11 protein-coding genes and 1 other RNA gene are annotated in these 12,050 nt (G+C 62.9%); 9 read left to right on the top strand and 3 right to left on the bottom strand.

All coding sequences use genetic code 11. From position 1 onward, the window contains the following. Positions 1–94: 94 nt before the first annotated feature. On the top strand, positions 95–493 hold the full coding sequence (locus tag KSAC_RS06565; RefSeq protein WP_243705357.1) for a hypothetical protein: 399 nt from the start codon (positions 95–97) through the stop codon (positions 491–493). A gap of 77 nt (positions 494–570) precedes the next feature. Here KSAC_RS06565 and KSAC_RS06560 read toward each other — a convergent pair whose 3' ends face one another. The 3 genes from KSAC_RS06560 to clpS form a co-directional block, all read right to left on the bottom strand. After that, on the bottom strand, positions 571–894 hold the full coding sequence (locus KSAC_RS06560; protein WP_102323118.1) for a YnfA family protein: 324 nt from the start codon (positions 892–894) through the stop codon (positions 571–573). Between the two features lie 93 nt (positions 895–987). Beyond that, on the bottom strand, positions 988–3,318 hold the full coding sequence (gene clpA, locus KSAC_RS06555) for an ATP-dependent Clp protease ATP-binding subunit ClpA (RefSeq protein ID WP_102323119.1): 2,331 nt from the start codon (positions 3,316–3,318) through the stop codon (positions 988–990). Positions 3,319–3,480: 162 nt separating this feature from the next. Next, a complete protein-coding gene (gene clpS / locus KSAC_RS06550) occupies positions 3,481–3,912 on the bottom strand; it encodes an ATP-dependent Clp protease adapter ClpS (RefSeq protein WP_243705329.1) in 432 nt (143 codons plus the stop codon). Between the two features lie 261 nt (positions 3,913–4,173). On the opposite strand from clpS, the gene KSAC_RS06545 reads away from it, so the two are divergent. The 8 genes from KSAC_RS06545 to KSAC_RS06510 all read left to right on the top strand — a co-directional run bounded on the left by KSAC_RS06545 (position 4,174) and on the right by KSAC_RS06510 (position 12,029). Further along, complete coding sequence (locus KSAC_RS06545; RefSeq protein WP_102323120.1) at positions 4,174–5,292, top strand: D-alanyl-D-alanine carboxypeptidase family protein; 1,119 nt, start codon at positions 4,174–4,176, stop codon at positions 5,290–5,292. A 135-nt stretch (positions 5,293–5,427) separates the two neighbouring features. Beyond that, positions 5,428–6,237 (top strand): type I methionyl aminopeptidase, encoded by an 810-nt coding sequence (map, locus tag KSAC_RS06540; protein WP_110546624.1) that lies wholly within the window; start codon positions 5,428–5,430, stop codon positions 6,235–6,237. Positions 6,238–6,284: 47 nt separating this feature from the next. Next, positions 6,285–8,057 (top strand): gamma-glutamyltransferase, encoded by a 1,773-nt coding sequence (gene ggt, locus KSAC_RS06535; RefSeq protein ID WP_132304769.1) that lies wholly within the window; start codon positions 6,285–6,287, stop codon positions 8,055–8,057. A gap of 66 nt (positions 8,058–8,123) precedes the next feature. Further along, an RNA gene (gene ffs / locus KSAC_RS06530) (signal recognition particle sRNA small type) lies at positions 8,124–8,218 on the top strand. 66 nt (positions 8,219–8,284) lie between these two features. Then, complete coding sequence (locus KSAC_RS06525) at positions 8,285–10,276, top strand: DNA polymerase III subunit gamma/tau (RefSeq protein ID WP_132304767.1); 1,992 nt, start codon at positions 8,285–8,287, stop codon at positions 10,274–10,276. Between the two features lie 15 nt (positions 10,277–10,291). After that, positions 10,292–10,615 carry a YbaB/EbfC family nucleoid-associated protein gene (locus KSAC_RS06520; RefSeq protein WP_102323124.1) on the top strand — a complete coding sequence of 108 codons (324 nt, stop codon included), beginning with the start codon at positions 10,292–10,294 and terminating at the stop codon, positions 10,613–10,615. A gap of 35 nt (positions 10,616–10,650) precedes the next feature. Then, on the top strand, positions 10,651–11,247 hold the full coding sequence (gene recR / locus KSAC_RS06515; protein WP_102323125.1) for a recombination mediator RecR: 597 nt from the start codon (positions 10,651–10,653) through the stop codon (positions 11,245–11,247). Then, positions 11,244–12,029: an SDR family oxidoreductase gene (locus KSAC_RS06510; protein ID WP_132304765.1), complete on the top strand. Its 786-nt coding sequence runs from the start codon at positions 11,244–11,246 to the stop codon at positions 12,027–12,029. The genes recR and KSAC_RS06510 overlap by 4 nt, the downstream gene beginning before the upstream one ends. The last annotated feature ends 21 nt before the right edge of the window (positions 12,030–12,050 follow it).

Below are 12,050 nucleotides of genomic sequence, written 5' to 3'. Positions count from 1 at the left end.
TGGGGCGATAGGTCTGGCGATGGCGCTCGCGCTGCAGGCAGGATTCGCCCCATCCGCCGATGGGCGGAGTCGTGAAAGATCACGGCAGACCGAAATGCCCGATGTCGGTTCCGTGCCATCCACCTGCGATGACGCCAGATTCCTGTCCGATGTGGAAGCCGCGGAAAGCACGACGGGCCGTCATCCCGACCGGGTCGAGCATGTCTGTGGGCGCGTGATCGCGGTATCGACCGCTAAACGGACCCGCAGCGGCTGGCACGGATATTTCTATGTCGATGTGGGACACGGTGTATCCATCCGCATCGTGTCTGATCTGGACCGCATGACGGCACCATCATGGCCATGGGTCGCCAAGGGCGATCAGGCCGATGTGCTGGGACGTTATTATTATGACAGCCCACGCAGTCAGGGTATCGACTGGACCCACCACGGCACGGGGCGCAACTGGCCCGTTGAAGGCTATGTGATCGTCAACGGCACGCGTTACCAGTAAAAGCCAGCCTTGGGGATGGTCGGGAAATCATCAGGAAACACAGATTATTTCCGGCACTCCCACAGGGGGATGCGCAGTCAGGCCCGCGGACCCAGCAGGATGACCGCAGCCCCCAGCAGGCAGATTGCCGCCCCGCCCATATCCCAGCGGTCAGGCGGCAGTCCTTCCACCAGCCATGACCAGATCAGGCTGGCGGCAATATAGACACCACCATAAATGGCATAGGCCCGCCCGGCATTATCTGCCGGGCTGAACGTCAGCAGCCACGCGAACAGCACCAGCGACAGGCAGCCCGGCAACAGCACCAGTGGCGAACGGCCAAGGCGCATCCACGCCCAGAAACAGAAACAGCCGCAGATTTCGGCAAAGGCGGCGGGGATGTAGATAGTGGCGGTCAGCATGGATTCCCTTATGGCCCGAACAGGGGATTATACAAAAACAGGGGCCATTTCTGGCCCCTGTTCCTGTTCGGTGTTCAATAATGGCAGAAGTGCTTAGTCGGCGGCTTCTTCTTCGCGGGTGCTATCGCCTTCGTCACCTTCCGTAGCGGCGTTTTCCGCCTGGGAGATATATTCGAAATCCAGCTTCCCGTCCTTGAGCGTGATCTTGGCGACCCCGCCCTTGGTCAGCTTGCCGAACAGCAGTTCTTCCGCCAGTGGCTTCTTGATGTGTTCCTGAATGACGCGGCCCAGGGGGCGTGCGCCATACAGGCGGTCGTAGCCACGTTCCGCCAGCCATTCCCGCGCGGCCGACGAAATCTCGATCATCACGTTCCGGTCCGCCAGTTGGGCTTCAAGCTGGAAGATGAACTTCTCCACCACGCGGTCCACCACTTCGGGCGACAGGTTGGCGAAGGGAATGATCGCATCAAGCCGGTTACGGAATTCGGGCGTGAAGATGCGCTTGATCGCATCCTCGTCGTCCCCTTCGCGGGAGGTGCGGCCAAAACCGATGGCCTCCTTGCTCAGGTCCGCAGCGCCTGCGTTGGTCGTCATGATCAGGACCACGTTACGGAAGTCCACCGTCTTGCCGTTATGGTCGGTCAGCCGCCCGTGATCCATCACCTGCAGCAGCACGTTATACAGGTCCTGATGCGCCTTTTCGATTTCATCAAGCAGCAGGACCGCATGCGGGTGCTGGTCGATGGCGTCCGTCAGCAGGCCACCCTGATCGAAGCCGACATAACCCGGTGGTGCACCAATCAGCCGTGAAATCGAATGCCGCTCCATGTATTCCGACATGTCGAAGCGGATCAGTTCGATACCCAGCGTGCTGGCAAGCTGCTTGGCCACTTCCGTCTTGCCGACACCCGTAGGGCCGGAGAACAGGTAGTTGCCAATGGGCTTTTCCGGGTCGCGCAGTCCGGCGCGGGACAGCTTGATCGCGGCGGTAAGCGCCTCGATCGCCTTGTCCTGCCCATAAACCATGCCCTTGAGGTCGCGTTCGAGCGAACGCAGCGTTTCCTTGTCATCCGTCGAAACGCTCTTGGGCGGAATACGCGCAATCTTTGCTACGATGTCCTCCACGTCCTTCAGCGTGACCGTCTTGCGGCGGCGGTTTTCGGGCACCAGCATGCGCGATGCGCCGACCTCGTCAATCACGTCGATGGCCTTGTCGGGCAGCTTGCGGTCATGGATGTATTTGGCGGACAGTTCCACCGCACCCCGGATCGCATCATCGGTGTAGCGCACCTTGTGGTGCTTTTCGTAATTGACCTTCAGCCCGCGCAGGATCTTGACCGCATCATCGACCGAGGGTTCCGCCACATCGATTTTCTGGAACCGGCGCACCAGTGCGCGGTCCTTTTCGAAATGCTGGCGGTATTCCTTGTACGTGGTCGAACCCATGCAGCGCAGCGTGCCTGCCGCGAGGGCGGGCTTGAGCAGGTTGGACGCATCCATCGCGCCCCCCGATGTCGCACCTGCGCCGATGACGGTATGGATTTCATCGATGAACAGGATGCTGCCGGGGTTGTTGTCCAGTTCGGTCACGACCGCTTTCAGCCGTTCCTCGAAATCACCGCGGTAGCGCGTTCCCGCCAGCAATGCACCCATGTCCAGCGAGTAGATCGTGGAATGAAGCAGCACTTCCGGCACGTCACCTTCGACAATGCGCTTGGCCAGCCCTTCGGCAATGGCGGTCTTGCCCACACCCGGATCACCCACATAGAGCGGGTTGTTCTTGGTGCGGCGGCACAGGATCTGGATCGTGCGCTCGATTTCGGAGTCGCGACCGATCAGGGGATCGACCTTGCCGTCCTGCGCCTTCTCGTTAAGGTTGGTGCAGTAGGTGGACAGCGCATCCTGGCTTTTCTGCCCGGTCTTGCCGCGTTCCTCGTTTTCACTGCCTTCGGGCGTGCTGCCCGCGACGGGACGACGCGTGGAGCGGTCCGGCGCCTTGGCGATGCCGTGGGAAATGAAGTTGACCGCATCCAGCCGCGTCATGTCCTGCAACTGCAGGAAATAGACGGCGTGGCTTTCCCGTTCGGCGAACAGGGCCACCAGAACGTTCGCGCCCGTCACTTCATCACGCCCGGTCGACTGGACGTGGATCGCGGCGCGCTGGATCACGCGCTGGAAAGCGGCGGTGGGCTTGGGGTCGACCGTACGGTCGGCGGCGAGTCCCGCAAGGTCCTTGTCAAGGAAGTCTGTCAGGTCGGTGCGCAGCTTGGCCAGATCCACGCCACAGGCGCGGAATACCGTCACGGCATCCGGATCATCAATCAGCGCGAGGAGGAGGTGCTCAAGCGTTGCATATTCATGCCGGCGGTCGCCAGCCAATGTCAGCGCACGGTGAAGCGTCTGTTCAAGATTACGTGACAACATGCCGAGACGCTCCTTTTTCCAGAGGGGCCACCCGGGCCCCGGAGATCATAACCGGTAAGTCAGGACAATCCTTGCCCTGTTGCGGTGGAAATGCCAGCACAAAATGCCATGGAACGCGACCGGATCGCGACGGGGGCTGTATGATGCGCTTGTCCGTGGGGGTCAGTCCTTCTCGATGGTGCATTGCAGCGGGTGCTGGTTCTGGCGGGCCAGATCCATCACCTGTGTTACTTTGGTTTCGGCAACCTCATACGTAAAGACCCCGCACACACCCACACCGCGTTTGTGAACATGCAGCATGATGTCTGTCGCCTCCTCGCGGTTTTTCTGGAAAAAGCGTTCCAGAACATGCACCACGAATTCCATCGGGGTATAATCATCGTTCAGCATCAGCACCTTGTACATCGCCGGCTTGCGGGTCTGTGGTCGGGTGCGGATGACAACATCGATCATGCCATCATCGTTTCCGGGCGGGGAATCCTGTCCGCCATTACGGCGCGGTGGCGTGTTGCCGCCGTGTCCGCATGGACGGAGGCTTTCCGTGCGGCCATGCGGCACGGGGCGGGGCAGGGAGGATCGGGCGATAGCAGACATGACAGTTACCATATTGGAACTTGGCCGCTGGTTGAAAGGGGCGCGTGGCCCCGGACGGAAGGAATTTTTATGTCCCGTTCCTGGGGCACGCCGTCACCGTGTTGTCGCACAACATCATAAATACGCTCTGGACGAATAGAAAACCTTTCTTTTAGTATGGTTGCAGCCAAGCAACCCATGAATGGATGGAGGGATGCCGGATAACTACCGTGCATTCGGAAACCGTATGATGATTATTGCACGCGCAGGTTTCGCCATCCCATGAGCCGCCTTTCCATGACCCGTTTTTCCCGCCTGAAGGTTGCATGCACCGTCGGGCTTTCCGTTGGACTTGGGGGCATGCACGCGGCCCACGCCCAGTATGTCGGCCAGATGAGCACCATCGTGGTCGATGCGAAATCCGGGGCGGTGCTGTCCCAGCAGGACCCCGACCTGCGGCGTTATCCCGCCAGCCTTACAAAGCTTATGACGCTCTACCTTACTTTCAAGGCCGTGCGGACAGGGCAGGTTACGCTGGATCAGGTCATGCCGGTTTCGGCCCATGCGGCGTCGATGGAACCGTCCAAGCTGGGGCTGCGGCCCGGTTCGCACCTGACGGTGGAACAGGGCGTGCTGGCGCTGGTGACCAAGTCCGCCAATGATGCCGCCTGCGCGCTGGGTGAATTCCTCGGCGGGGGGGATGAAACCCGTTTTGCCGCGATGATGACGCGCGAAGCCGGTCGGCTTGGCATGTATGACACCGTATTCCGCAATGCATCCGGCCTGCCGAATCCGGAACAGATGACATCGGCGCGGGATCTCGCGGTTCTGGCGCGGCACCTGATCGTCGATTACGGCGAATATTATCATTACTTCGCGGTGCCCGGCTTCTACTTTCATGGGCGGACCGTGCCCAATCACGACCCCATGCTGGGTGCCTATCCCGGGGCCGACGGCCTCAAGACGGGCTATACGGACGAAGCGGGGCATAACCTTGTCACCTCCGCCGTGCGGGACAATGTCCGCCTGATCGGGGTGGTCATGGGCGCGCCGTCCAATAACCGCCGTAACAAGATGATGGCCGACCTGCTGGACCAGAGCTTCCAGGCGGAAGGCGTGGCCCCCGTTGCCCGGCCTGTCACCCGTCCGCTTCTGCTGGCGCGCGCCAGCAGCCATGCGGTGGCGACGCACCATGGTATTCAGGGCCTGAGGCTGGCGTCCGCCCGCCTGCATGGCGGCGGTGCGGATCAGGTGGCGGAAGCGCCGGCCATTCCTGCATCCTTCACGCGCTTCCGGCGCGGGCATGCGACCACCACGGCGACGGCGCATGCGCGCGTGCATCTGGTGGGGATGGGGCATGTAGCCCATACCACGCATGTCCATGCGAAGGCGCGAAGCTGACATCGGCTACCGGGCGCTGTATAGGAACCCCATTATCTATCCGGCGCGGCTGGTTTGCGGTTCAGGCAGGTTCCTGTCGTGCATTCATGACCGCCGGCGGGTGGTCATGTGTCGAGTACAGGAAAGGATGACGGCATGGAAGGCGATATGCAGGGCGGCGGGGTAAAGATCCACGCGCCGGAGGATTTTGCCGGTATGCGCGCGGCGGGCCAGCTTGCGGCCCGTACGCTGGACATGATCACCCCGCATGTGCGTGAGGGTGTGACCACGGGCGAACTGGACCGGCTGATCCATGATTTCATGATCGCCAATGGCTCGGTTCCGGCAACGCTGGGCTATCGCGGCTATCCGGCGTCAAGCTGCATCTCGATCAATCATGTGGTGTGCCATGGCATTCCCGGCGACCGGGCGCTGAAGGACGGCGACATCCTGAACATCGACGTGACCGTCATCCTTGATGGCTGGTACGGCGATACCAGCCGGATGTACACGGTTGGCAATGTCTCCCTGAAAGCCCAGAAACTGATCGAGGCGACATATCAGTCACTGATGCTGTCCATCGATGCGGTCCGGCCCGGCGCGACGCTGGGTGATATCGGTCATGTCATCCAGACCTATGCGCAGGCGCGGCGTTTTTCCGTGGTGCGGGATTTCTGCGGTCATGGAATCGGGCGGACCTTCCACGCCGCCCCGAACGTGCTGCATTATGGCCGCCCCGGCGAAGGGCTGGTGCTGCGTCCGGGCATGTTCTTCACCATTGAACCGATGCTCAATATCGGGCGTCCGGATGTAAAGATCCTTGACGATGGGTGGACAGCCGTCACCCGCGACCGCTCCCTGTCAGCCCAGTTCGAACACATGCTGGGCGTGACGGAAGACGGGTGCGAGGTCTTTACCCTTTCTCCTGCCGGGTTTACCTGCCCGCCCTATCCCGCAGCGGCGTAAGGGTCTTCCCCTGTCTGCAGGAGCGTAAAAACACGAAGGGAGCTTCCATGCCTTTTTCCCGTGGCCTGCGGTACCGTGCAGTCCTTTTCTCGTGCCTAGCCCTGATGTTGCCTGCCGTGGGGCAGGCGGCGACGGACCCGCTGGCATTTGAAACCACGCGCACGGGGCAGGCTGTCGGACTTGCGCCGACGCCGGGCAAGAATGGCATGGTGGTCAGTGCGCAGGATATCGCATCCCGGGTGGGGGCGGACATTCTGGCGCGCGGCGGCAACGCGGTGGATTCGGCTGCGGCCGTCGCCTATGCGCTGGCGGTGGTCTATCCCGCTGCCGGTAATATCGGCGGCGGCGGCTTCATGACGCTGCGCACGCCCGACGGGCATGTCACTTTCATTGATTTTCGTGAGCACGCACCGGGGCGTGCCACGCCCACGATGTATCAGGATGCATCGGGGCAGGTCATGCCCGGCGCATCCACCGCCGGATGGCGGGCCGTGGCGATTCCCGGCACCGTGGCGGGAATCGAACAGGCGCATGACCGCTGGGGCAGGCTTTCGCGTGCGGATGTCATGGCCCCCGCCATTGCGCTGGCGCGTGACGGCTTCATCCTCAAACAGAGCGACGTCGATCTGCTGAACCTCGCGACTGCATCCTTTGCCCGCGATCCCTATGCGCGCAGGATTTTCCTGCATGCCGATGGCACGCCCCTCGTGGCGGGGGAGCGGCTGGTGCAGGCCGATCTGGCCCATACGCTGGAACGGATTGCGCGGGATGGCGCGCGGGCGTTCTATAATGGACCCATCGCCCGTGAAATCGTCAACAGCAGCAAGAAGGGCGGCGGCATTCTGGCACGAAAGGATTTCGCCAGTTACCATACGCGCTTCATGGCGCCGCTGACCTGCGAATACCGGGGCTATCATATCGATACGGCTCCCCCGCCCAGCGGCGGTGGTGTGGCGCTGTGCGAGATGCTGAACATCCTGTCCGGCTATGACATGCATGCGCTCGGCCTGCATACCGCAGCCAGCGTGCAGCGTGAGGTGGAGGCCATGCGCCACACCTATGCCGACCGGCAGGAACTGGGCGATCCCGCCTTTGTCAACAATCCGATCCAGCACCTGACCGACCCGGCCTATGCCGGGGAAGTCCGCAAATATATTCCGCTCAACCGCGCGGTTCCTTCCGCCAGCCTGCATCCCGGTAGTGCGCAAGGCGAGAAGGAAGAAACGACCCATTATTCCATCGCTGACAGGGATGGCATGGCTGTCGCCGTGACCTATACCCTCAATGGCTGGTTTGGTTCCGGCGTCGTGGCGGGACGGACCGGTATCATCATGAATGATGAAATGGACGATTTTTCCAGCCGTCCGGGCCAGCCGAACATGTTCGGCATTGTCGGCAGTGCCGCCAACGCCATCGCACCGGGCAAGACACCGCTTTCATCCATGGCGCCAACCATTGTGTCGCGTGATGGCAAGCCGGTTCTGGTCATGGGCAGCCCCGGTGGGTCGCGTATTCCCACCATCGTCCTGTCCGTCCTGCTGGGCGTGGTCGATTACGGGCTGGACGTGCAGCAGGCCGTTGACCTGCCGCGCATCCATGAACAATGGCAGCCAGATGTGGTGCAGGTGGAACATGGGGCGCTGTCGCCCGCCGTTACGCGCCAGTTGACGCATGAAGGCTACACGATCGAGGAGCATGCCCCGTGGGGACTGGCTGAAACCATCCTCGCCGGTGGGCCGCGCATCGGTAAGGCGGGCGGCATGCGCTATTATGGCGGCGCGGACATGCGCCATCAGTCCGGCGCGGCCGTGGGGGAATAAGGGGCGGGGGTATTTTTTCATCACCCCCTTGTGCATGGGGCGGGTGTATGTGTTAGAACCCGCTCGGGAGATCGGTTGTAGACGGATACCTTGCTAACCTGGTCAGGTCCGGAAGGAAGCAGCCATAGTGAGTTTCGTCCGGGTTATGGCCGGTCTTCCACCCGACAGTTTTCGTGTCGCCGTCGCGCGCCCCGCGTGACTGTCCCTTCTCCAGTCCGGATGCATCAATGACCGTCCCGTCGGATCAGGATCGTTCCGAGGAGGCCGGGTTGCCTGCGCCGCCCGCAGATGGCCCCGGCCTGTTTGGCGACGCACCATCGCCGCCACCGGCAGCCGCTGCCGCCACGCCCTACCGTGTGCTGGCCCGCAAATATCGCCCCACGACATTTGATGACCTGATCGGACAGGAAACCACCATCCGCATCCTGCGCAACGCCTTTGCGCTGGGCCGTGTGGCGCATGCCTTCATGCTGACGGGCGTGCGCGGCGTGGGCAAGACCACAACGGCCCGGATCATCGCGCGTGCGCTCAACTGCACCGGGCCGGACGGGCAGGGTGGCCCGACGGCCGACCCATGTGGCGTCTGCCCCAACTGCGTGGCCATTCTGGCGGACCGTCACCCCGATGTGCTGGAAATGGACGCCGCATCGCGTACGGGCGTGGACGATGTGCGTGAAATCATCGAGGCAACCCGATTCCGTCCCATGCAGGGGCGGATGAAGGTCTTCATCATCGATGAGGTCCACATGCTCTCGCGCAACGCGTTCAACGCGCTGCTCAAGACGCTGGAAGAACCGCCCGCGCAGGTCACTTTCATTTTTGCGACCACCGAACTGCGCAAGGTGCCGGTCACGGTCCTGTCGCGTTGCCAGACCTTTGCCCTGCGCCGCGTGCCGCAGGTGGCGCTTGCCGCACATTTCGACCGCATAGCGCAGGCCGAGAACGTCCGTTTCACGCCCGATGCCCTGTCGCTGATCGCGCGCGCGGCGGACGGATCGGTGCGTGATGGCCTGTCGCTGCTGGATCAGGCCATAGCCCAGGGCACGCTGGATGGGGAAGGCGGCACGGATGCAGCCCCCATCGGCATGGATCTTGTGGCCGACATGCTCGGACTGGCTGATCGCGGGCTGATATTCGACCTGCTTGATGCAGTGCTGGAAGGAAAGCCCGAGCGCGCGCTGGAAATCACCACCGATGTATATGAACGCGGCGGCGATCTGGGCGTAATGCTGGGTGATGTACTGGAACTGGTGCATACGATTTCGCGCATCAAGGCGATTCCGGCCCTGCGGGATAATCCCGACCTGCCGGAAGCAGAACGTCAGCGCGGCGCCGCACTGGCCGAACGTGTGCCTGTTCCGGTTCTGGGCCGGACATGGCAGATGCTGCTGAAGGGCCTTGCGGAAGTCGAACAGGCGCCCGACCGCAGGCAGGCGGCTGAAATGATCCTGATCCGGCTGTGTTACGTGGCCGACCTGCCGCCACCGGGCGATCTGGTGCGCCGGATCATGGGGCAGGACGCGGCAGCGGCCCCCGTGCAGGTTTCCGCTGCCCCCCCGAATGCTTCCGTGAACGGACAGGGCGCGCAGGGTAGCGCGGCCATATCGGGTGGCCGTGATGGGGACCGCGAAATCCGCATGGTCGCCAATGGTGGCATGCGCGTTGAAGGCACGCCGCATCCGGTACCGGAAGTGGGACGTGCGGAAATCGTGCAGCCCGAACCCGAACAGGTAACCGCGCCGCGTACATGGCGCGAGGCCGTGGCCTTTGTGTCCGGTCGTGACGCCATGCTGCATGGGCATCTGCGTCACGCCACGCATCTGGTCTCCTTCGCGCCACCGCTGGTTACGATCCGGGTCGAACGCAACAGCCTGCCCGGCCTTGCCCGGCGTCTGGAAACCGTGCTGCGCGAAGGAACCGGCGATCCGGCATGGCAGGTCCGCCAGTCCGAGGAGGAGGGCGAGGCCACACTGGCCGAACAGGGGGCGGAGATCATCCAGCTTCACCGTGCGGCGGCGCAGGCCCATCCGCTGGTGCAGGCCGCGATGCAGGTCTTCCCCACTGCGCGACTGGGGGAGGTCACGGACCATGCCCTTGATGATTACGGTCTGCCACCCGAAGAAATGGTGTCCCAGACACTGGCGCCCGATCTCGAATTCGCCCCTCTCGATGCCGATCTGGTAGAAGAGGACGATCTGGACACAGATGATTTTGCCTGAGGAGAGAAACAGAACATGAAAAATCTTGCCGGTCTGATGAAGCAGGCCTCCCAGATGCAGGCCCGCATGGAAGAAATGCAGGCCAAGCTTGAAGGCATGACGATCGAAGGCAGTGCGGGCGCGGGCATGGTCACCATCACCATGAACGGCAAGGGCGACATGAAGTCCATTCATATCGACCCCAAGCTGGCTGACCCGACGGAAATGGAAATGCTGCAGGACCTGATCCTTGCCGCCAGCGCCGACGCCCGCAAGAAGCTCGATACCACCGCCAGTGAGGAAATGAAGAAGGTCACCGGCGGTCTGAACCTGCCCGGCGGGATGAAATTCCCGTTCTGATCTTTTGCATGCAGCACAGGAATGGACGGTAGGGCATGAGCGGCAGGGGCGAAATCGACCGGCTTGTGACCCTGCTCGGTCGCCTGCCGGGGCTGGGGCCACGTTCGGCCCGCCGTGCGGCGCTGGCGCTCCTGCGCCAGCCACAGGCGCGCATGCTGCCACTGGCCGATGCGCTGGCGCAGGCCGCGCATGCGGTACGCACCTGCTCACAGTGCGGTAATCTGGATACGTCCGACCCCTGCGCCATCTGCGTCGATCCGTCACGTGACGAGGGACTGGTCTGCGTGGTGGAAAATGTGGGCGACCTGTGGGCGCTGGAACGCGCCGGGGTGCATCGCGGCGTCTATCAGGTTCTGGGGGGCACGCTGTCGGCGCTGTCCGGCACCGGGCCGGATGACCTGAATGTTCAGCCCCTGCTTGACCGTATTGCCGCAGGTGGCGTGCGTGAGGTCATTCTGGCGTTGGGTGCGACGGTGGAAGGGGCGACGACCATGCACTGGCTGCATGAACGGCTGGCCCGTTTTGACGTAAGGATCAGCCGGGTGGGGCAGGGCGTACCGGTCGGGGGCGCGCTGGATGTGCTGGATGACGGCACCCTTGCCGCCGCGATCATGGCGCGCAGGCCAGCATGACCGATCGCATGGTCTGGCCCGTTCCGGCTGACATTCCCCGCGTGGCGCTGGTTACGGGCGGCGCAGCGCGCCTGGGTCGCGCCATCGCGCTGGAACTGGCCCGCGCGGGCTTTGACATCGCCCTCCATTACAACGAATCGGCGCAGGCTGCTGTTGAAACCGCGGCCGAAATTCGTGCCCTGGGGCAGAATGCAGGCCTGTTTCAGGCCGATCTGGCGTCCGAACCGTCGGTATGCGCGCTCATGCCCGAAGTGACACGCAGTATGGGCACCGTGGGCGTGCTGGTGAACAATGCCAGCCTGTTCCAGCGCGATGAATGGGACAGCGCCACCCGTGAAGGGTGGGATGCCCATATCGAACCCAATACCCGTGCGCCCTTCGTGCTGATGCAGGCTTTTGCCCGCCAGCCTGCCCCACTGGCGGCGGGAATGGTGCTGAACATGCTGGATGAGCGGGTCTGGTCACTGACCCCGCATTTTGTCAGCTATACGGTCTCGAAAGCCGCGTTATGGACGCTGACGCAGACCATGGCGCTGGCGCTGGCGCCCCATCATATTCGCGTGAACGCCATTGGTCCCGGTCCCGTCCTGCCCACGCCGCGGCAGAGTGCGGACCAGTTCGCCCGCCAGTGTGCTTCCGTACCGCTAGGGTATGTCGCCACCCCGGACGAGGTCGCACGCGCGGCGCTGTCGCTGCTCTGCCTGCCTTCCGTCACGGGGCAGATGCTCGCCCTTGATGGCGGCCAGCACATGCAATGGTCGCCGGCGCCACCCCGGACCTGACCACCCAAACCAACGGAAACC

It is taken from the genome of Komagataeibacter saccharivorans (genome assembly GCF_004348195.1).
GTDB lineage: Bacteria > Pseudomonadota > Alphaproteobacteria > Acetobacterales > Acetobacteraceae > Komagataeibacter > Komagataeibacter saccharivorans.
The sequence above is the reverse complement of the archived record's forward strand: the minus strand, read 5'-3'. Positions and strand labels throughout refer to the sequence as shown.